A 20,282-nucleotide genomic window follows, 5' to 3' on the forward strand; every position below is an offset into this window, starting at 1 on the left:
CAAACCGGTGGTACGACGCCGTACCGGGTGTTTGCCGATCGCTGGCGGGTCGACCGGCCGAGCAGAGCCACCGTCCGGCGCCCGAGGGGATGGTGGCCTGCACAGCTCACGGTGCGGGCGAGTTCACACGGGGATGCGACAGTGATCGAGGTAGAGCGCCACGGGGCCTTCAACGCCAACTGTGTCGGGCTGGAGCGTCTGCCGTTCCCGTTGAGTTTCAGCGTCCGCGAGGCCGACGGCTCGTGGATGATCAATGCAGCGGCCGCCCGGGCCGGAGAGTTGATCGATGTGCTCACCCGCACGGCGAACCACACGGTCGTCGTCGTGAACCTGGCGACGACCAGTTTCCTGCACGAGGACCACCAGCAATGGCGGCCGTCCCTGATCGCAGCGGAGCAAGGGGTCGACTGCACCGTCCACCCGGTCGGGGCATGGGCCTCCGGCTCCATCGAGCTCGGCGAGGAGTTCCTGGTGATGCACCGGGACAGCCTGCCCCGGTTCCTGAGCAACGACTGGTGGCCCTACGAGCTGCTGCTGGTCGACGTGCCGGCGGGGGCGACCCCCGATCAGCTTGATGAGCTCGCTCTGGCCATCGGCACGGCCACCGGCGACGAGCCGGTCCTTCCGCGCCTCGACGGCTCGCGGTTCTGGTTCTCCGGGCACGACGACTGCTACCTGGCGATCGAATCCACGGATCCGGCCGTGCCCGCCTCGGTCCTCGGCCGGCTTCTGGCCTTGCTGGCCGGCTCCGCTCTGGTCGGTGCCGATGGGGTCTCATCAGTGAGGGTTCCGGAACCGCACGGATCATTGCCGGAGCAGCTGATCGGTGAGAGCCCGCACTGGATCGGAGTCGTCGGGACCGCATCCGGGACCGTGGTGACCGTCAAGCTCTCGGCCCTGTCCCGGCGGTGGCGCCTCGGCCAGGAGCTGCCGGAGCGGGCCGACCAGGTCGCTACGCTCGACCTGGAACGCGGCGTGTGGCATCTCGCCCCCGCCGAGTCGTAGGGAGCGAAGCCGGGAGGACCGGGGTCAAGCCGATCCGTCCGGGCCGGGTGCCTCGGTGCGCCGGAGTCTGCGCCGGCCGCGGGGGCGGAGCAGCAGGACGGTCAGGGCCGCCACCGCGACCGCCTGCGCCCAGGCGGCGGTGGTCTTGTCGGTGGACCAGATCGGTTCGTACATGTTGGGCAGCGGGCCGTGCGCTCCGACGTCCACGTAGCGGTAGAGGAGGATCGCGGCGAGGCCGGCGGCGGCGGTGAGCCAGGCGAAGGCGTCGCCGACCCGGTGGCGCCAGAGCAGGACGAGGACGACGGCGAGACTCGCCGCGGCGGCCTCGGCGCGGAACAGGGTTCCCTGGCTGATGTCCGCGGTGACGGCGTCGTACTGGCCGGCGAGGCGGGCGTGGACGGCGGCGTCCACGGCCAGACCGGCCGCCGCGAGCAGGCGCAGGACGGCGTCGACGGCTCGTCCGCGGCGCACGGTGCCTGGGGCGGGGCCGGCCATGGCGGATACCTCCGGGATCGGTGGGACGGCTCGGGGGGCGGGTCTCTGGGACGGGTCGGTGGGGGGCGGGTCAGCCGACGGTGAGGGTGCCGTGCATGAACGGGTGGATCGTGCAGATGTAGGGGGAACTGCCGGGCTGGGTCGGCGCGGTGAAGGTCGCCGACTTGCCCGGGGCGATGGTGCCGGTGTCGAAGGACTTGTCGGCGGCCGTGAGGGTGTGGGCGGCGGAGTCCTCGTTGGTGACGGTCACGGTCTCGCCGGGCCGCACGGTGAAGTCGGCCGGCTCGAAGAGGAAGTTCTTGATCGTCACCTGCACGGCGCCGCTGCTGGTCGTGCTCGACGGCGACGGCGTGCCGGTGGCGGACGCGCTCGCGGTGCTTGCGCTCGCGCTGACCGTACCGGCGGTGCTCGTGCTCGCCGGGCCCGCACCCGCGGTGGCGGTGCTCGCAGCGCCCGAGCTCGCACCGCCGTTTCCTGAGCTGCTGCTGGAGCAGGCGCCGAGCGCGGCTGCGAGGAGCAGGGCACCGGCGGCCCGGAGCAGTCGGGAGGTGGTCACGGGGGCTCCGTTCGAAGGGGGGAAGGACCGTCGCACCGGCGGGGCCGGCGGCGTGCCGGGCCGTCGCACGGGTGACGACGTCAGGGCTCCCGCCACACCTTCGGCACGGCCCGCCCGGTGAACGGTTCGCCCCTTCGGGAACCGGCGCCGAACCACTCCCCCGGGTGACCGGTGGAGGTCCGGACGGCGGACGGACGGCGGACCGGCGGCGGCCCGGCGCGTGTCCGCCGAAGCCGTCACGACAGGCGCCGCTGCGCCGGGCGTGCCGAGGGTCGGTGCCCCGTTCGCCACGCCCAGAGCACCGGGTTCTGCTGGAGGGGAGGGGGTGACGGCGCCGCGGCCGCCGGCCTCGCGTCCCACTGGGAGCACGAGCGGCACCCGCTACGACCACTACGACGTGCTGCACGCCATCGAGTCCATGTTCGGCACCGCGCACGCCGGCCGCTCGATGACGGCATCCGACATCACCGGTATCTGGAAGTGACGGGGGCGGACGCCGAACGGGACCGGCCCCTGCGCACGCCCCGTGCGGCCCTGGCCGGGGCCGGTGCGGGGGCCCCGGCCAAGGGCTCTGCGGTGCTTCTACCCTCGGTGGCCGAGGACCGTTCCGAGAGCCGCGAGGGCCGATTCCAGCTCCTCCCGCGTGATCGTCAGGGGCGGGGCGATCCGGATCGTGGCGCCGTGGGTGTCCTTGACCAGGACGCCCTCGCCCAGGAGCCGTTCGCTGATCTGGCGGCCCGTCCCGATCGCCGGGTCGATGTCCACCCCGGCCCACAGCCCGCGGGCCCGGTAGCCGGTCACGCCCCTGCCGTTCAGGGCCTCCAGGCCGCTGCGCAGGACCTCGCCCAGCTCGGCCGCGCGGCGCTGGAACTCGCCGGTGGCCAGCAGCCCGACCACGGCCGAACCGACGGCGGCCGCCAGCGGGTTGCCGCCGAAGGTGGAGCCGTGTTCGCCCGGATGCAGCACGCCGAGGACCTCGCGGCGGGCGACCACCGCGGAGACGGGGACGATGCCGCCACCGAGCGCCTTGCCGAGGAGCAGGACGTCCGGTACGACGGATTCGTGGTCGACGGCCAGGGTGCGCCCGGTGCGGCCGAGGCCGGACTGGATCTCGTCCGCGATCAGGAGGCAGCCCGCACGCCGGGTCAGTGCGCGGACGCCGGTCAGGTAGCCGTCGTCGGGGATGACCACACCGGCCTCGCCCTGGATGGGTTCGATCAGGACGGCGGCCGTCGTCTCGTCGATCGCCGCCTCGAGTGCGGCGAGGTCGTTGTAGGGGACGACGCGAAAGCCCGGGGCGAAGGGCCCGAATCCGGCGCGGGCGGTGTCGTCGGTGGAGAAGCCGACGATGGTCGTCGTGCGGCCGTGGAAGTTGTCGGCGGCCACGATGATCGTCGCCCGGTCCGCGGCCACGCCCTTGACGTCGTACGCCCACTTGCGGGCGACCTTGATGCCGCTCTCCACCGCCTCGGCGCCGGTGTTCATCGGAAGGACCATGTCGAGGCCGGTCAGTCCGGCCAGCGCCTCGGCGAAGCCCGCGAGGCGGTCGTGGTGGAAGGCCCTGGAGGTCAGGGTGAGCCGGTCGAGCTGGCGGTGCGCGGCCTCGACCAGCACCGGGTGGCGGTGGCCGAAGTTGAGCGCCGAGTAGCCGGCCAGCAGGTCGAGGTAGCGCCGGCCTTCGACGTCCTCGACCCAGACGCCCTCGGCGCGGGCGACGACGACGGGCAGCGGGTGGTAGTTGTGCGCGAGAACGGGTTCCTCCGCCCGGATGAGCTCGGCCGAGGAGCGCGCGGCCCGGGCGGGAGAGGCCGCGCTGGGAGAGGCGGAGGTGGAGGCGGTGGTGGGGGTGGTCATGCGCGGATCTCCTGGGTGCAGCACGTGATGCCGCCGCCGGCCTTGCGGAACTCCGGCCGGTCGACGGGGACGGGGACGTACCCGCGGTCGGCGGGCCGGCCGACGAGGCCGCGGTCCTGCGGGGCGACGAAGAACTCCTGGACCTCGCAGCTCGTGGGCACGGCGGGGTTCCTCCGCTTCCGGTGAGGTGGTGATCTGACGTGTCTCAACGGTAGGAATGCCCACAGCCGCGGGACAAGGCGTCTGCGCTGCTCAGGTACGCACGAATGCTGCGTTCGGCCGCCGGTCAGCGCGTGTTCGTTGCGTGGCCGGGCGCGGCCCGCTCGCCCGCCCGGCCCACCCCGGCCTCCGGACTCTCCGGCAGCAGGTGGGAGAGGACCAGGCAGCTGATCGTCTTGCGGACGAAGGGCTCGTTCCTGATGCGTTCGAGGACCTCCTCGAAGTGCCGGACGTCGGTCGCCCGGATGTGCAGCAGCGCGTCGGCGGCGCCGGTCACCGTCATGGCGGCCGTGATCTCCGGGTAGTCGCGCACGACCTCCGCGAGGCGCCTGGGCGGCGCGGCACTGTCGCAGTACACCTCCACGTACGCCTCGGTGCTCCAGCCGAGGGCCGCCGGTCGGACGGTGGCGCTGAACCCGGTGATCACGCCGTCCTTGCGCATCCGGTCGACCCGGCGTTTGACCGCGCTGGCCGACAGGCCGACCGACGCACCGATCTCCGCGAAGCTCGCCCTGGCATTCTCGATCAGGGCGTTGACGATTCGGCGGTCCAGCTCGTCGAACGGTGCTGCTTCGCTGGTCATGCTTGGTCCTCCCGGGCCGGCAGTCGGCTCCCGACCCTAGCCGGACGGGCGCGCCGCACGGGACGGGAGAGCCGGGGCGGTGTGCCCCGCGGTCGGGCGGCGCGCGCAGCGGTTTCGGCCGGACTGCCCCGCGGTCGGGCTGCCGTGGCCGCCACGGCGCCGGGCCGGCCGGGCCTCCCGCTCCGGCATTTTCGGAGACATACCGTCCTCTTGCATGACCATGCGAGATCATGCATACTCTTCCCATGTCCAAGGTCCTCACCTCCCTTCCCGCCGGCGAGCGCGTCGGCATCGCCTTCTCCGGCGGCCTCGACACCTCGGTCGCGGTCGCATGGATGCGCGACAAGGGCGCCGTCCCCTGCACCTACACCGCCGACATCGGCCAGTACGACGAGCCCGACATCGCGTCGGTACCCGGCCGTGCGCAGACCTACGGCGCCGAGATCGCGCGCCTGGTCGACTGCCGCGCGGCGCTGGTCGAGGAGGGCCTGGCCGCGCTCACCTGCGGTGCGTTCCACATCCGCTCCGGCGGACGCGCCTACTTCAACACCACCCCGCTCGGCCGCGCCGTCACCGGCACCCTCCTCGTCCGGGCGATGCTCGAGGACGACGTCCAGATCTGGGGCGACGGCTCGACCTTCAAGGGCAACGACATCGAGCGGTTCTACCGGTACGGCCTGCTCGCCAACCCGCACCTGCGGATCTACAAGCCCTGGCTGGACGCGGACTTCGTGACCGAGCTCGGCGGCCGCAAGGAAATGTCGGAGTGGCTCCTCGCCCACGACCTGCCCTACCGCGACAGCACGGAGAAGGCGTACTCCACCGACGCCAACATCTGGGGCGCCACCCACGAGGCCAAGACCCTGGAGCACCTCAACACCGGGGTCGAGACCGTCGACCCGATCATGGGCGTGCGGTTCTGGGACCCGTCCGTCGAGATCGCCGCCGAGGACGTGACGATCGGCTTCGACCAGGGCCGCCCGGTGACGATCAACGGCAAGACCTTCGCCACCCCGGTCGACCTCGTGATGGAGGCCAACGCCATCGGTGGCCGCCACGGCCTGGGCATGTCGGACCAGATCGAGAACCGGATCATCGAGGCGAAGAGCCGCGGCATCTACGAGGCGCCCGGCATGGCCCTGCTCCACGCCGCCTACGAGCGCCTGGTCAACGCCATCCACAACGAGGACACCCTCGCCCAGTACCACAACGAGGGCCGGCGCCTCGGCCGGCTGATGTACGAGGGCCGCTGGCTGGACCCGCAGGCCCTGATGATCCGTGAGTCGCTCCAGCGCTGGGTCGGCGCCGCCGTCACCGGCGAGGTGACGCTGCGGCTGCGGCGCGGCGAGGACTACTCGATCCTCGACACCACCGGCCCCGCCTTCAGCTACCACCCGGACAAGCTCTCCATGGAGCGCACCGAGGACTCGGCGTTCGGCCCGGTCGACCGGATCGGCCAGCTCACCATGCGCAACCTCGACATCGCCGACTCCCGCGCCAAGCTGGAGCAGTACGCCCGGCTCGGCCTGATCGGCGACGCCAACCCCGCCGTCGGTGCCGCCCAGGCGGCCGCGACCGGGCTGATCGGCGCCATGCCGCAGGGCGGCGCCGAGGCCATCGCCTCCCGGGGCGAGGTCTCCGGTGCCGACGAACTGCTGGACCGCGCCGCGATGGAGTCCGGCACGGACTGACCGGCCCTCCGCAGACGAAGGGGCCCGGCTCTCCGCCGGGCCCCTTCGCCGCGTCCGCCGGCCGTCGCTGCCGTCGGCCGGTCCGTTCGTCAACCGTTCCGTTCGTCGGCCGTCGCCGCTGTCGGCCGCTGACTCCTGTCAGCCGTTGCCCCTGTCAGCGCTGCCTCCGTCGGCGTCAACGGCCGGCTCCGCCGGGCGGTCAGCGCTTGACGGCGACTCCCGCGTAGGCGGGGGCCGCCTGCTGCCATCCCTGCGGCAGGTCCGTCTGCGGCCGCCACAGCGGCAGCTGCACCAGCCCGGGGTCGGCCAGTTCGAAGTCGCCGAAGAACTCCTGCACCTCGGGACGGGTCCGCAGGACCAGCGGGGAACTCGCCCGGCTGTAGACCCGCGTCGTCTCGGCGACCGCCTCCGCCGACATGAAGTCCTGCGTCCCGTGGGAGAGGATCAGCAGGCTGCCCGGCGCCAGCGCGTCCCGCAGCCGGGCCACCGTATCGGCGGCGCCCTCCTCGTCCCGGACGAAGTGCAGCACCGCCACCAGCATCAGGGCCACCGGCCGGGAGAGGTCGAGCGCCTCCTTCAGGCCCGGATCGCCGAGGATCGCCTGCGGGTCCCGGAGGTCGGCGTGGAGGACGGTGGTGTGACCGGCCGGGTGGCGGGCCAGCAGCGCACGCGAGTGGGTGAGGACGATCGGGTCGTTGTCGACGTAGACGACCCGGGCGTCCGGAGCCACCCGGTGGGCGACCTCGCCGGTACTGCCCACCGCCGGGATCCCGGTGCCGATGTCCAGGAACTGGCGGACCCCCTGGCCGACCGCGAACTCCACCGCGCGCCCGAGGAAGTCACGGTTGATCCGCGCCCCGAGCCGGGCGTCGGGCATGGCCGCGATGACCTTCTCGGCGGCCTCCCGGTCAGCCGGGAAGTTGTCCTTCCCACCGAGGTAGTAGTCGTACATCCGCGCCGGGTGCGGGATCCCGGTGTTCAGCTCCGCCGGCGGCCGCCACTCCCCCGTCACCGCCTGCCCCGGCCCGCCGAGCACCGCATCGTCCCACATGAGTTCTCCCCGCGATCCGTGACGTCAAGTCATCTCATCCTAACCAGGGCCTCCTTCGGCCCGCCGGGCCCCCGGGACGTCGGCGTCGACCCCGGCCCGGCGAGCCGGCGGACGATCTCGTCGAAGTCGAAGGAGATTGCGCCGACTTCGACCGGCTCCGGCCCGGGTCGGACATCGAGCCGGAGCTTCGCCAGGCTCAACTGCCGTGGGGTGTGCGGGTGGTGAGCGAGGGCCTTGATGACGGTCCTGTCGGGCAGGGGCGGCGGGAGAACCCTGCAGCCCCGGGAGTGGACCTGACGCTGCGTGAGCATAGGATCCGATGATCCGCAGACCATCGACCCCACGGAGGCACCCCCATGTCCGACCAGCGCGTCGTCGTCATCACCGGCGGCGGTACCGGCATCGGTGCTGCCACCGCCCGGCTGCTGCGCACCGAGGGGCACCAGGTGGTGATCTCCGGGCGGCGCCCCGAACCGCTGGAGCGCGTCGCCCGCGAGACCGGCGCGATCGCCCACGTCTCCGACACCACCGACCCCGAGGACGTCGAGGCCCTCGTCGAGACTGCCGTCTCCACCTTCGGCCGGCTCGACGGGCTCGTGCTCAACGCCGGGGTCGGCCGGGGCGGCTCGGTCGGGGACGTCACCCTGGAGGACTGGGAGCTGGTGATGCGCACCAACGTCACCGGCCCGTTCCTCCTCCTGCGCGCCGCGCTGCCGCACCTGCTGCGGTCCCGCGGGGCCGTCGTGGCGGTCGCCTCCGTCTCGGCTCTGCGCAACGGGGCCGCCAACGCCGCCTACGCCACCTCGAAGGCCGCGCTGCTCCAGCTCTGCCGCTCGCTCGCCGTCGACTACGGCCACCTCGGGCTCCGGGCCAACACCGTCTGCCCGAGCTGGGTGCGCACGGAGATGGCGGACCGCCCGATGGCCCGCTTCGCGGAGCGGGAGGGACTGGCCGGAGGCGTGGACGAGGCCTACCGCGAGGCCACCCGGCTCACCCCCGCGGGCCGCCCCGGCGAGCCCGGGGAGGTGGCCGCGGCCATCAGCTGGCTGCTGTCGCCGGCGGCCGGCTACGTGACCGGCGCGGTGCTCACGGTCGACGGCGGGGTCACCGCCCTCGACCCGGGCACCGCGGCCTTCGACTTCCGGATCGAGCCGCGCCGCCCGCTCTGACCGGGGGCCGACGCGGGATCGGCGGCGGGCGGCCCGCTCGCCGAAGGAACCCTGACGCCCGCCAGGCTGGCCGCCGCCGAGCACGTGGCGGTCAGCCGCCGGGGACGCTTCACCGGCCCGCTGGACGCGGCCCCTGGCTGAGCAAGGGCTCAGCCGGCGGGTCAGCGCCGTCCTGCCCGGACATCTGGCGGCGATGGCGCTGGCCGCAGGCGGCGACGCGGTCTGCCTGGTGCCGACCGCGCTGCCGGGTGAGCCCCCGTCACCACTCAGCGACGCGGCGCACGCGCTGGGACTGCGCCTGCTGGAAATCCCGCTGCCGCTGCCGCCACTGACGATCGGCATGGCCTGGCACCCGCGCCGCACCGCCGACGGGGGCCACCAGTGGCTGCGTGACGCCGTGCGCCGGGTACTCCGTCCGGCCCGGGAGGAATAGCCGACGGTGCCGCTCCGCGCATCCCCGGGCGCCCGGACACAGGCCCGGGGCGGTCGGAGCCGGGCATGCCCGAAGGGGGCGCCGCGCTCCCGCCGCGGTGCCTGGTAGGTTCGCGAACGGCGGCCCGCAGTCGGGCCGCCGCCGGCGGGGCAGGTGCCGCACTCGGCCGGCGAGGAGGACGTCCACGGGAGACCGCATGACCCCCCGCCAGCAACCGGCCGACTTCACGAGCCCGGTCGACTTCACCGACCAGGCCGCGCACCTCGCGGGGCGCTCGCTCGACGTGCGCTGGATCCACGGCTCCGAGTCGGCGAAGCACAACACCGACCCCGAGCTCCAGGTCCACCACTACGACGAGCACACCGTCATCCTGCGGCAGAACAAGGCCGTCAACTACGAAGCGCCGTTCCTGTTCCTGCTGTTCGGCAACGAGTGCGCCGTCCTGATCGACACCGGGGCCACCGCGTCGCCCGCGTACTTCCCGCTGCGCCGCGTCGTCGACGAGCTGGTCGCGGACTGGCTCGCCCGCCACCCGCGCACCGGTTACCGGCTGCTCGTCCTGCACACCCACGGCCACGGCGACCACATCGCGGGGGACGCCCAGTTCGCCGACCGCGCGGACACCGAGGTGGTGGACGCCGGGCTCGGCACCGTCCGGGCGTTCCTCGGCCTGGGCGACGACCCCGACGAGCCGGCCCGGCTGGACCTCGGCGGCCGGGTGCTCACCTGTCTGACGAGCCCCGGCCACCACGAGGCCGCGATCACCTACTACGACCCGTTCACCGGGTTCCTGCTCACCGGCGACACCGTCTACCCGGGCCGCCTGTACGTCGCCGACTGGGACGCCTACGTGGCGACGATCGACCGGCTGATCGCCTTCGCGGCCGACCACCCGGTCAGCCACGTGCTCGGCTGCCACGTCGAGATGACCGACCAGCCGGGTGTCGACTACCCGATCCGCTACACGTACCAGCCCGACGAGCCTCCCCTGCAGATGACGGTCGGCCAGCTGCACGACGTCCGCAGCGCGCTCGACGAGGTGGCCGGCCGGCCCGGGCGGCACGTCTTCGACGACTTCCTGATCGTCCACCACACCGATTGACGTTGACGGGTGACGCCGGGACCGGCCGCGCTCACGCTCCCGAGGGGCCGGTCCAGTCGGCCGGCACATGGCCGAGGCGCACCCGCTGCGGGTGGTCGCCGACCGGCACGGAGACGGTCTTGCGCCCGGTCGCGAAGTCGATCGCGGTGACCTGGTCGGCGCCGCTCTCGGAGATCACACAGGCCGTGCCGTCGCCGTTCACGGTGGCCCAGTACGGCTTCGAGGCGGGCACCAGCGGCCCTTCCTGGAGCGTGGCCCGGTCGACCACGGTCGCGTAGTCGTCCATGGTGCCCGCGACGCACAGCTTGTCACCGGCCGGGCTCATCGACAGGCCGTGGTGGCGCGAGTCGTTGACCCAGGTGGTGCGGTCCTCGCTGGTCGCCGGGTTCTTCGGCAGGGTCTTGACCCGGGTGATCCGGTCGGCGGCGACGTCGTACTCGACCAGGCCGTTGAAGAAGGACACCTGGAAGTAGAGCGTCGACCCGTCGGGGGTGAACGCGGCCGGGCGGATCGCGTCGGAGAGGTCCGAGCGGCCGGCGGCGTCCAGCCGCTCCCGCATGTCGATGATCCTGACCGGCGCGTACGTGGCGGCGTCGACCACGGTGATCCGGCGGTCGCCCTTCGTCCAGTCCAGCCACGGCGCGTCGAGGGCGGTGTTGACCTCGCCGATCGACATGTTCCAGATCTGCCGCCCGCCGTCGGTGAAGAGGTTCTCGTGGGGCTTGTCGCCGGTCTGGAAGGAGCCGAGCTGCGCGCCGGTGCGGACGTCGAGCACGTGGACCGTGTTGGAGGTGGAGGCGGAGACCGCCACGCGGGTGCCGTCCGGGGAGAGCGCCATGTGGTCGGAGCGGTAACCCGACACGGGGAAGCGCCAGTTGATCCGCCCGGTGGCGAGGTCTATGGACACCACGTCGGCGAAGCTCGGGCGGGAGACGACCACGGCGGATCCGTCCGGGGTCGAGTACATGTCGTCGACGAACTGGTCGTGCCCCTCGCCCGGACCCAGCCGGATGCCCAGGAAGTAGGCGAGCTTGACGGGGTTGAGGTAGATCTCGGCGAGCCGCTGGTCCTTGTCGGGGACGACGTTGACGCGGCCGATCCTGGCCAGGTCGCCGGTGGAGCGGATGACGTCCGCGGTGCCGTCCCAGTTGTTGCCGACGAACATCACCTCGCGCAGGGCGGCGCCCGCGGGTTCGGGTGCGGCGCCGGCCGTCGCGGCCGCCGGGGCGATGGCGGTGAGGGGCAGGACGAGGGCGGCCGCGAGGGCGCCCAGGGCCCTGGCGGGCCGGGATCGGCGGGACGGGCCGGAGTCGGACCGGGGCTCTTGCGGGGACATCGCCGCTCCTTCGCGGGTGCGCAGAGTCGGAAGCAGGGTCGGAAAGCAGGGCATCGGAAAGCAGGCACAGGGGAGCAGGCGCCGGACAGCAGGGGTGCGGGGGCAGGCGTCGGAGCGCGAGTCGGAGGCGGTGTCGCCCAATCGCGTTACTCGACGGTAAGGACGGCGCCCACGCCCTGCCAAGACGTCGGTCGCCACCAATTGGCCGGAGGAGGCCGGTGCGGCGCGGTACGGGCGGTGCCGTGTGGTACGTGACGTGCGGGTGCTGCAGTGCGGTGCGTGAGGTGCATGAGATGCGGGCGGTGCGGTGCGTACGGTGCGGGCGGTCGCGACCCTCGCGCCGCTGCGGGCCGGCACCCCGGAGGCCCGGCTCCGCTCCCGCCGCCACTCCGCGGCTCCCCCGCGCCCGCAGGCGCCTCGACGACTCAGCCGGTCCGCGGGGCGTGGGCTGCGCCGAACTCGGCGGCCGTGTCGAGGAAGGCGCGGAGGCGGGCGGGCTCGGTGGCGGTGGGCCAGACGAGGGCCCACTCGGTGGGTGGGGCGTCGTGGATGGGGATGAAGGCGATGCCGGGTGGGGTGTAGTAGCGGCGGACATGGCCGTTGAGCGGGCAGACGATCTGGCCCGCGGCGAGGAGGGAGAGGAGCTCGTGGAAGGTCTGCACGGAGTTGCCGCGCGGTATCGGGCGCCCGCTCGGGGTGTACTTGGGGATCATGGCCTCGATCCAGTACTCCGGGACGCGGGGCCCGCCGTCGAGCACCAGCCGGCCGCCGAGGTCCTCCAGCGAGACGGACTCACGGTCGGCGAGGTCCGAGCCGGCCGCGACGCCGAGGACGCGGCCCTCGGTGAAGACAGTGGGCCCGACACTGAGGTCCGCTTCGTGCACGGGGCGCCAGGCCACCTGCACGTCCAGCTTGCCGGCCCGCAGCAGGCTGAAGGGGTCGCTGAAGTGGTACTCGACGACCTGGACGGTGCACTCGGGGTACCGGGTCTCGAAGGCGCTGATGATCGGGCGCATCTCGTTGCCGATGACCCCCATGACCCCCAGCCGGAGCGTGCCCCGCACGCCCAGTGCGGCGTCGCTGGCGCGGGCCAGCCCGGCGTGGATCAGGTCGTAGGCCTGCTGCAGCTCGACCCGCAGGATGCGTCCGACGGGGGTGAGCGTCACCGTGCGGCTGGTGCGGTCGAACAGGGCGGCGCCTATGCGGCGTTCCTGCTTCTTGATGGCCTGGCTGACCCGCGCCTGGGAGATGTGCAACCGCTCGGCGGTACGGCCGAAATGAAGTTCGTCGGCCAGTGTCAGAAAGATCTCGATATCGCGCAGCTCCACGGCTCCCCCGCCCCTCACGTGCGATAACCCCGGAGTTATCGATCGGCGCGCGAAGTCTACGTTGATCGCCGAACTACTGCGGGTGGAAGGTGGGAGAGTCCACGGAAGCACGTCCGCCGCGCTTCTCGGTCGGCGCAACTCGCCTTTCCGCAGACCTCATTGACGTGCCGTGCCCGCCTGTTCCGAGCGGCGGCCGGCCCTCGCCACGGCCTGCCCGTTCAACGGGCGACCGACCGATCCCCCGAAGGAGACAACGTGTCCGTACGCGTGACGGAACCCGCGAGCGACCCGCCGGACCGCGCGAGCGCGGAGGACGGACGGCCGTGAACGACAAGCTCGACATGGCGGCGATGCACGCCATGCACGAGGTTCTGCGACGGGGCCTGCACGGCATCGCCGAGGCCGTGGCCGACCCCGAGGACGACCCCCGGGACGGCCTGCGCACAGCAGGCGTCTGGGAACCCTTCAAGGAGGCGCTGCGCGTCCACCACAGCGCCGAGGACGACGCGCTCTGGCCGGTCCTGCGCCGGGCGCTGAACGGCCGGCCCTTCGACCTGGCGCTGCTGGAGGCGCTGGAGGCCGAACACCTCGCGATCGACCGGCTGATCGGGGCGATCGACGAGGCGCTGGCCGCTCCGGGCGCCGGTCCGGACCTCCTCGCCGACCTCGCCGGTTCGCTCGTCGCGGGAGTCGGCGGCCACCTCGGCCACGAGGAGCAGGCGGTGCTCCCGCTGGTCCAGGCCCTCGTGACCGAGGAGCAGTGGGCGCACTTCGGCCGGGTCCACGCCCGGCGAGCCGGACCGGACACCTCCACGGACCTGCCCGCGGCGCAGGCCGATCGACGACACGAACGGGGTTTGCACGATGAATGATCTCTCCCAGCGGGACCACGACCTCGCGGCCATCCGACGGCTGGTCGCCGAGGCCGAGGAGTACCAGAGCGACCCGGCCCGCTTCATCCCGCTCCACACGGCGGACGTGAGCGTCGTCAACTTCGGAGGCCGGCGGGTCGCCGGCCGGGAGAGCCTGGCCCGGGCGATGACCGCGGCGCTGGCATCGTCGCTCGCGGACGTGTTGACGAGGACCGAGATCGACGACATCCGCTTCATCGGCCCCGACACGGCGATCGTGGCCTGCGTGAAGCACGTCTTCGACCAGCGGGAGCCGTCACCCGACGACGGCCCCGGCGTCCGCCTGCCCGCCACCCGCACAGGGCGTCTCACCTATGTCGTCGTCAGGCAACTCGTCGGCGATGAGGGCCAGTTCGACCAAGCAGGGGACGGATCGGCAGCCGGGAGCAGCTGGCTGATCAGCAGCGCGCAGACCACCCCGGTCATGGCCTGACCCCGACGGCACGCGCCGCCGGCCCTTCCCCCCTGCACCCCACGACGCCTGTCCGCTGACGGGCCGGCGGCTGCTTCCGCCTGCCCGCCCCCACCCGAGGAACGCCTCACATGACGACAGTCGAATCCGCCCGGGCGACCACCGCCGGCACCGAACCGGCTCCCGGCCCGGACGCCGTACCCCTGCGACGATGGCTGGCCCTGGTGGCCGTGGCCGTCGGCACGTTCGCCATGGTGACCGCCGAGCAGCTGCCGATGGGGCTGCTCACGCCCATCGGAGGCGCGTTCGACGTCTCCGAAGGGGTCGCCGGCCTCATGGTGACCGTGCCGGGCCTCGTGGCGTCCGCCGCCGCGCCGCTGCTGCCCGTACTGATCGGACGCCGGGACCGCCGGACCGTCCTGATCGCACTGCTGGGCCTGATGGCCGCGGCGAACCTGCTCTCCGTGACGGCACCCGACTTCGTCGTGCTGCTGGGGGCGCGCTTCCTCATCGGCATCAGCATCGGCGGATTCTGGGCGCTCGCCGCGGGCATCGCCGTCCGGATGGTGCCGGACGCGTTCGTCGGCCGGGCAACGGCCATCACCTTCGGCGGCGCCACCGCCGCCAACGTGCTGGGCGTGCCGGCCGGCACGTTGATCGGGGAGTTCAGCGGCTGGCAGACGGCCTTCGCGACCGTCGGCGGGCTCGGCCTGCTCGTCGTCGCCGCCCTCTTCGTCCTGCTGCCGGCGATGCCCGCCACCGAACCGGTGCGGCTGGCCACGCTCGCCGCGCAGCTCCGCAACCCCGCGGTACGGGCCGGCGTGCTGACCACCTTCCTGCTGGTGGGCGGCCACTTCGCGGCCTTCACCTTCGTCAGCCCCATCCTGCAGGACGTCTCCGGCATCAGCCCGGGCATGGTCGGCCCGCTGCTGCTGGCCTTCGGCGTCGCCGGCATCGCCGGCAACTTCCTCGTCGGCGCGGCCGTGGGGCGCGACATCCGCAGCATCGTCATGGCCATCGGCCTGGCGCTCGCCGTGATCCTGGCGCTCTTCCCGCTCGTCGGAACGGCGCCGGTCGGTGGCGCGGCGCTGCTGATCGGCTGGGGGCTCGCCTTCGGCGGCGTCCCCGTGAGCGTCCAGACCTGGATCCTGCGGTCCGCACCCCGCGACACCGAGGCGGCCACCGCCCTGAACACCTCGGTGTTCAACCTCGCGATCGCCCTCGGGGCGCTGGGCGGCGGGCTCATCGTCGACGCGGCGACCCTCACCACCGCTCTCTGGACCGGCGCGGGGATCGGCCTGCTGACCACGCTGACGGTCTGGTACGCCCGCCGGACCACGCTCTGACCAACAGACCGCCACCTCCATCACCCACCCGCAACACCACCTCACCGAAGGAGCACACCACCGTGGAAACGCAGGAGTACACGCAGCAGGCGCTGGCCGCGGAACCGGTCGCGTACTGGACCGGCGTCGCCTACGAGGAGATCATCGCGTTCATCCGGCGCCAGCAGGCCGAACTCGGCTTCACCCAGCCGCAGTACTGGATGCTGCGGCACCTGTCGCGCAACGACATCTCCAAGGACGGTCACGGCATGACCGTCCCCGAACTGGTCGACGCCACCGCGTCGTACCTGCGGCCGGAGGACGATCTGGACGCCGAGGCCGAGGTGCTGCTGGAGCGCGGCTGGGTCTCCCGGGACGACGACGGACGGCTGTGGATCACCGAGGCCGGTGACGCGGCCCGGGCCGGGCTCAAGTCGCAGGCGCCCGCCATCCGGGCCCGGATCCACGAGGGCATCGACGATGCGGACTACGCGGCGGCCCTGCGGGTGCTGCAGCGCATGCTGCGCAACGTGGGAAGCCCGCTGGCCTGACGGGACGCCAACGAGTGCGGAGGCGGCCGACGGACGGGGCCGGCGCACGGGGGACGGGGCGCGGGGGTGGGTCCGGAGGGGAGAGCCACCCCCGCGCCCCGCGTCGGTGCCGCGCCGCCGGCACGGCCACGGGTGGGGCGCGGTCACGGGTGGGGCGCGGTCACGGGTGGGGCGCGGTCACTCGAAGCCCAGCGGCCCGATGCCGAGGTCCTCGCGCATCAGGCCGCGCATCCGGGCCATGGCGGTGCGGCGCCGGGCGATCAGGGGCGCGTCCTCGACGGAGCCGACTGCCACCCCGCGGGCGTAGGCGTCGCGGATCCGGCGCAGGCTGAGGAAGGCCTCGTTGCCGGCCGTGACGACCGGCGGCGGCCCGACCAGCCAGAGGCGTTCGCTCGCCGTGTACAGGCCGGTGCTCCGGAAGGCCTCCCGCACGGCCGCGTCGCGCGCCGCGTCGGAGCGGTGGTCGCCCAGCGCGACCGCCCGGATGTCCTCACCGGCCGCCTTGAGCGCGGAGACGAACTCCGTGTACACCTCGCGCCGGACGTCCAGCGCGTGCCGGGCCTGCTCGCGCCGCCAGCGGTTGCGGTCCGCGATCAGGGTGGCGGTGATGCCGATACCGGCACCGGCGAGTGTGGAGAGCAGGGGCATCCAGTCCATGGGCCGCAGCCTGGCCAAGTCACCGCCTTCGCGCCAGTGGGTTTTCGGCTCTCCTCCCGGCCGGGCCGCGGTCGGCCGCTCAGGCCGCAGGCCCGAGCCTGCCCGTGCGGATGACCTCGGCGTACCAGCGGGCGCTGTCCTTGGGGGTGCGACGCTGGGAGGCGAAGTCGACGTGGACGACGCCGAACCGCTTGCCGTAGCCGTACGCCCATTCGAAGTTGTCGAGGAGGGACCAGAGGAAGTACCCCCGCACGGGTGCGCCGGCGGCGATCGCCCGGTGGACGGCGGTGAGGTGGGCGTGCAGGTAGGCGATCCGCTCGGGGTCGTGGACGGCGCCGGCCGGGTCGCTGTAGTCGTCGTAGGCGGCGCCGTTCTCGGTGACCAGCAGCGGCAGGCCGGGCACCTCGTCGCGGAGGCGGGTGAGCAGCTCGTACAGACCGTCGGCGTCCACCGGCCAGCCCATGGCGGTGCGTTCGCCCTCGGCAGGCAGGAAGCGGATGCCCCGGTCGGCGGGCCACGGGGACCGCTCACCGCCGTGGCCGTCCTCGCGGGGGGCCGGATCGGCCGGGTCGTCGGCGGCGACCACGGTCGGGGTGTAGTAGTTGATGCCGAGCGCGTCGATCGGGCGGGAGATCTCGGCGAGGTCGCCGTCCCGGACGAAGGACCAGTCGGTGACCTGCGCGGTGTCGGCGAGCACATCGGCCGGGTAGCGGCCGTGGAAGACCGGGTCGAGGAAGATCCGGTTGGCCAGGCCGTCGATCCGCCGGGCCGCCTCCCGGTCCGCCGGTCCCTCGGTGAGCGGGCGGACGGCGGCCAGGTTGAGGGTGAGCGAAACCTGTGCGGCGGCGGGGAGTTCGGCGCGCAGCGCGCCGACGGCGAGGCCGTGGGCGAGCAGCAGGTGGTGGTGGGCGGCGAGGGCGGCGGCCGGGTCCGTACGGCCGGGGGCGTGGACGCCGCTGCCGTAGCCGAGGAAGGCGCTGCACCAGGGCTCGTTGAGCGTCGTCCAGGTGCCGATCCGGTCGCCGAGCCGGGCGGCGGCCAGCGCCGCGTACTCGGCGAAGCGGTGGGCGGTGGCCCGGTCCGTCCAGCCGCCGCCCGCGGCGGAGACGCCGTTGCCTGGGGTCTCCAACTCCTGTGGCAGGTCCCAGTGGTAGAGCGTGACCACCGGGGCGATGCCGCGCGCGAGCAGTTCGTCCACGAGCCGGTCGTAGAAGTCCAGGCCGGCCTTGTTGGCCGGCCCGCTGCCGCCGGGCTGCACGCGCGGCCAGGCGAGCGAGAACCGGTAGGCGGGCAGGCCGAGTTCGGCCATCAACGCGACATCCTCGCGGTAGCGGTGATAGTGGTCGGTCGCGACGTCGCCGGTGTCTCCGTTGCGGACTCGTCCCGGTGTCCGGCTGAAGGTGTCCCAGATGGACGGGGTGCGGCCGTCCTCGGCGGCCGCACCCTCGATCTGGTAGGCGGCGGTGGCCGCGCCCCAGACGAAGTCGGAGGGGAACGTGAGGGGCGGGGCGTGGTCGGTCATGTCGCCTTCCGGGGTCGCGGGTTCGGGGGCCGGCCGTCGGGTCCGGGGTCGTGGGTCGGGACCGCCGGTCCGGGGTCGCCGGTTCTCAAGGGTGTGGCTTCTCGGGGTGGTGGGTCCGGGTTCGGGGTGGTGGCTTCTCGGGGTGGTGGGTCCGGGTTCGGGGTGGTGGCGTCTCGGGGGTTCAGCCCTTGACGGCGCCCTGCATGATGCCGCCGACGATCTGGCGGCCGAGCAGGCCGAAGACGAGCAGGACGGGGAGCGTGCCGATCAGGGTGCCGGCCAGGACGATCGACTGGTCGGGTACGTACCCCTGGCCGAGCGACTTCAACGCCACCTGCACGGTGGGGTTCTGGGAGCTGAGGGCGACGATCGGCCAGAAGAAGTCGTTCCAGGTGGCCATGAAGGTCAGCATGCCCAGCACCGCCATCCCCGGCCGGGCCACCGGCAGCACGATCGACCGGAAGATCCGCAGCAGCGAGGCGCCGTCGACGCGCCCGGCCTCGACCAGTTCGTCCGGCAGGGCCTGGATCAGGTACTGGCGCATGAAGAACACACCGAAGGCGGAGACCAGCGACGGCAGGATCACCGACGGCAGGGTGTTCTGCAGGTCGAGGCGGACGATCAGCATGAACAGCGGGATCACGCCGAGCTGCGGCGGGATCATCATGGTGGCGACGGTGACGGCCAGCAGCAGCCCGCGGCCGCGGAACCGCAGTTTGGCGAAGGCGAAGCCGGCCAGGGTGGAGGAGAGCACCACCCCGGCCGTGACGGTGGCAGAGACGATCAGCGAGTTCAGCAGCGCCTCGCCGATCGCGGCCTGCTGCAGGGCCTCACCGATGTTGTGCAGCAGGTTCGGCCCGGGGGTCAGGGCCGGTGCGGCCGAGCTGAGTTCGGCGTTGGAGCGACTGGCGGCCACCAGCGTCCAGTAGAACGGGAACGCGAACACCAGGGTGGCGGCGATCAGCACCGCGTAGGCGAGTGGGCCGCCGTGCAGCGGCGAGCGGGGGGCCTTCCTGAGGCTGGGACCTTTTCGCAGGCTCGGTCCCTTCCGGAGGCTCGGGCCCTTCCGGAGGCGGCGGGCCAGCCGGAGGCGGGAGGTAGGTCGCACGAGGGTCACGAGGTCACCGGTCCGTACGGTTGCGCCGGGCGGCGATCGCCGCGTTCGACAGGGCCAGGACGACGATCAACAGGAACATCACCCAGGCGACGGCCGCCGCGCGGCCCAGGTGGAAGAAGCTCCAGCCCTGCTCGTACAGGTAGAGGCCGAGGGTCTGGTACTGGTGGGAGATCCCGCCGCCGGCGTTGCCCTCGTAGAGCAGCGGTTCGCCGAACAGCTGGGTGGCGCCGATCGTCGAGACGACGACGGTGAAGACGATCGTCGGGCGCAGGCCGGGGACGGTGACGTGCCGGAACTGCTGCCACCGGGAGGCGCCGTCCACCGCCGCCGACTCGTACAGCTCGCCGGGGATGGCCTGCATGCCGGCCAGGTAGATCAGCGCGTTGTAGCCGGTCCACCGCCAGGTGACGATGGCCGAGACGCCGAACTGCGAGGCCCACGTGTCGGCCTGCCAGTCCACCGGGGAGAGCCCCAGCTGTCCGAGCACCCAGTTGATCAAGCCGTAGTCGCGCCCGAAGAGCTGGGCGAAGACCAGCGTGGCGGCGGCCACCGAGGTCGCGTACGGCAGCAGCATCGCGACCCGGAAGAAGGTACGGCCGCGCAGCCGGTAGTTGAGCAGGTGGGCCAGGCCGAGGGCCATCAGAAGCTGCGGGACGGTGGAGAGCACGCCGATGGTGAAGGTGTTGCGCAGCGCGTTCCAGAAGAACGGGTCGACCAGCAGGCGGGTGTAGTTCTGCAGGCCCAGCCAGTCCATCCGGTCGGCGCTCTGCAGCTCGACCCGGTGGAGCGAGACGTAGGCCGTGTAGAGGAGGGGGAAGAGCCCGAAGGCCGCGAAGAGGACGAAGAAGGGAGCGAGGAAGCCGTAGGGCGCGAGCCGGCCGGCCCGGCGGGTGCGGGCCTTTGCCGGGCTGGCGGCGGGCAGGCCGGCGGAGGAGAGGGTGGCCATCATGGCGCTTTCGTGATCG

At 72.9% G+C, this 20,282-nt stretch carries 20 protein-coding genes and 2 pseudogenes; 10 read left to right on the forward strand and 12 right to left on the reverse strand.

Annotated features, from left to right (window positions below; all coding sequences use genetic code 11):
* Positions 1-141: 141 nt before the first annotated feature.
* Entirely contained in the window at positions 142-1,005 is an 864-nt protein-coding gene (locus tag OG286_RS03325) for a hypothetical protein (protein WP_405364712.1), read from the forward strand.
* Positions 1,006-1,029: 24 nt separating this feature from the next.
* On the opposite strand, the gene OG286_RS03330 is transcribed toward OG286_RS03325, so the two are convergent.
* Both OG286_RS03330 and OG286_RS03335 read right to left on the reverse strand, forming a co-directional pair.
* Entirely contained in the window at positions 1,030-1,500 is a 471-nt protein-coding gene (locus OG286_RS03330; RefSeq protein ID WP_396324935.1) for a hypothetical protein, read from the reverse strand.
* A gap of 70 nt (positions 1,501-1,570) precedes the next feature.
* A complete protein-coding gene (locus OG286_RS03335) occupies positions 1,571-2,056 on the reverse strand; it encodes a cupredoxin domain-containing protein (protein WP_396324934.1) in 486 nt (161 codons plus the stop codon).
* 325 nt (positions 2,057-2,381) lie between these two features.
* Between OG286_RS03335 and OG286_RS03340 the strand changes: the two genes are divergently transcribed.
* Positions 2,382-2,540 (forward strand): hypothetical protein, encoded by a 159-nt coding sequence (locus OG286_RS03340; RefSeq protein ID WP_396324933.1) that lies wholly within the window; start codon positions 2,382-2,384, stop codon positions 2,538-2,540.
* A gap of 98 nt (positions 2,541-2,638) precedes the next feature.
* On the opposite strand, the gene rocD is transcribed toward OG286_RS03340, so the two are convergent.
* The 3 genes and pseudogenes from rocD to OG286_RS03355 form a co-directional block, all read right to left on the reverse strand.
* Entirely contained in the window at positions 2,639-3,910 is a 1,272-nt protein-coding gene (rocD, locus tag OG286_RS03345) for an ornithine--oxo-acid transaminase (protein ID WP_396324932.1), read from the reverse strand.
* A pseudogene (locus tag OG286_RS03350) lies at positions 3,907-4,041 on the reverse strand (amidinotransferase); the annotation flags it as partial. The gene rocD and the pseudogene OG286_RS03350, both read right to left, overlap by 4 nt.
* A 155-nt stretch (positions 4,042-4,196) precedes the next feature.
* On the reverse strand, positions 4,197-4,712 hold the full coding sequence (locus OG286_RS03355; RefSeq protein WP_396324931.1) for an Lrp/AsnC family transcriptional regulator: 516 nt from the start codon (positions 4,710-4,712) through the stop codon (positions 4,197-4,199).
* A 245-nt stretch (positions 4,713-4,957) separates the two neighbouring features.
* Here OG286_RS03355 and argG point away from each other — a divergent pair, with 245 nt between their 5' ends.
* Positions 4,958-6,403 (forward strand): argininosuccinate synthase, encoded by a 1,446-nt coding sequence (gene argG, locus OG286_RS03360; protein ID WP_396324930.1) that lies wholly within the window; start codon positions 4,958-4,960, stop codon positions 6,401-6,403.
* A gap of 199 nt (positions 6,404-6,602) precedes the next feature.
* On the opposite strand, the gene OG286_RS03365 is transcribed toward argG, so the two are convergent.
* Positions 6,603-7,454: an SAM-dependent methyltransferase gene (locus tag OG286_RS03365; protein WP_396324929.1), complete on the reverse strand. Its 852-nt coding sequence runs from the start codon at positions 7,452-7,454 to the stop codon at positions 6,603-6,605.
* A gap of 356 nt (positions 7,455-7,810) precedes the next feature.
* On the opposite strand from OG286_RS03365, the gene OG286_RS03370 reads away from it, so the two are divergent.
* The 3 genes and pseudogenes from OG286_RS03370 (at position 7,811) to OG286_RS03380 (ending at position 10,158) form a co-directional block, all read left to right on the forward strand.
* Entirely contained in the window at positions 7,811-8,623 is an 813-nt protein-coding gene (locus OG286_RS03370; protein ID WP_396324928.1) for an SDR family NAD(P)-dependent oxidoreductase, read from the forward strand.
* 27 nt (positions 8,624-8,650) lie between these two features.
* Positions 8,651-9,038, forward strand: a pseudogene (locus tag OG286_RS03375) (LysR substrate-binding domain-containing protein); the annotation flags it as partial.
* 214 nt (positions 9,039-9,252) lie between these two features.
* Positions 9,253-10,158 carry an MBL fold metallo-hydrolase gene (locus OG286_RS03380; protein WP_396324927.1) on the forward strand — a complete coding sequence of 302 codons (906 nt, stop codon included), beginning with the start codon at positions 9,253-9,255 and terminating at the stop codon, positions 10,156-10,158.
* Positions 10,159-10,189: 31 nt separating this feature from the next.
* Here the strand turns inward: OG286_RS03380 and OG286_RS03385 are convergent, their stop codons facing one another.
* Both OG286_RS03385 and OG286_RS03390 read right to left on the reverse strand, forming a co-directional pair.
* Positions 10,190-11,494, reverse strand: coding sequence for a YncE family protein (locus OG286_RS03385; RefSeq protein WP_396324926.1), 1,305 nt, complete (start codon positions 11,492-11,494; stop codon positions 10,190-10,192).
* A gap of 425 nt (positions 11,495-11,919) precedes the next feature.
* Complete coding sequence (locus tag OG286_RS03390; RefSeq protein WP_396324925.1) at positions 11,920-12,822, reverse strand: LysR family transcriptional regulator; 903 nt, start codon at positions 12,820-12,822, stop codon at positions 11,920-11,922.
* 323 nt (positions 12,823-13,145) lie between these two features.
* Between OG286_RS03390 and OG286_RS03395 the strand changes: the two genes are divergently transcribed.
* From OG286_RS03395 to OG286_RS03410, 4 genes are all read left to right on the forward strand, one after another.
* On the forward strand, positions 13,146-13,694 hold the full coding sequence (locus OG286_RS03395; RefSeq protein ID WP_396324924.1) for a hemerythrin domain-containing protein: 549 nt from the start codon (positions 13,146-13,148) through the stop codon (positions 13,692-13,694).
* Positions 13,687-14,166: an SgcJ/EcaC family oxidoreductase gene (locus OG286_RS03400; RefSeq protein ID WP_396324922.1), complete on the forward strand. Its 480-nt coding sequence runs from the start codon at positions 13,687-13,689 to the stop codon at positions 14,164-14,166. The genes OG286_RS03395 and OG286_RS03400 overlap by 8 nt, the downstream gene beginning before the upstream one ends.
* Before the next feature lie 110 nt (positions 14,167-14,276).
* Positions 14,277-15,491 (forward strand): MFS transporter, encoded by a 1,215-nt coding sequence (locus OG286_RS03405; RefSeq protein ID WP_396324921.1) that lies wholly within the window; start codon positions 14,277-14,279, stop codon positions 15,489-15,491.
* 62 nt (positions 15,492-15,553) lie between these two features.
* Entirely contained in the window at positions 15,554-16,021 is a 468-nt protein-coding gene (locus OG286_RS03410) for a MarR family winged helix-turn-helix transcriptional regulator (RefSeq protein ID WP_396324920.1), read from the forward strand.
* Positions 16,022-16,198: 177 nt separating this feature from the next.
* Here OG286_RS03410 and OG286_RS03415 read toward each other — a convergent pair whose 3' ends face one another.
* The 4 genes from OG286_RS03415 to OG286_RS03430 form a co-directional block, all read right to left on the reverse strand.
* Positions 16,199-16,678: a hypothetical protein gene (locus OG286_RS03415; RefSeq protein WP_396324919.1), complete on the reverse strand. Its 480-nt coding sequence runs from the start codon at positions 16,676-16,678 to the stop codon at positions 16,199-16,201.
* Positions 16,679-16,757: 79 nt separating this feature from the next.
* On the reverse strand, positions 16,758-18,200 hold the full coding sequence (locus OG286_RS03420) for a GH1 family beta-glucosidase (protein ID WP_396324918.1): 1,443 nt from the start codon (positions 18,198-18,200) through the stop codon (positions 16,758-16,760).
* 181 nt (positions 18,201-18,381) lie between these two features.
* Complete coding sequence (locus tag OG286_RS03425) at positions 18,382-19,236, reverse strand: carbohydrate ABC transporter permease (protein WP_396324978.1); 855 nt, start codon at positions 19,234-19,236, stop codon at positions 18,382-18,384.
* Between the two features lie 85 nt (positions 19,237-19,321).
* Complete coding sequence (locus OG286_RS03430; protein WP_396324977.1) at positions 19,322-20,263, reverse strand: carbohydrate ABC transporter permease; 942 nt, start codon at positions 20,261-20,263, stop codon at positions 19,322-19,324.
* Between the last annotated feature and the right edge of the window lie 19 nt (positions 20,264-20,282).

It is taken from the genome of Kitasatospora sp. NBC_00039, from assembly GCF_045160625.1.
Taxonomy (GTDB): Bacteria; Actinomycetota; Actinomycetes; order Streptomycetales; family Streptomycetaceae; genus Kitasatospora.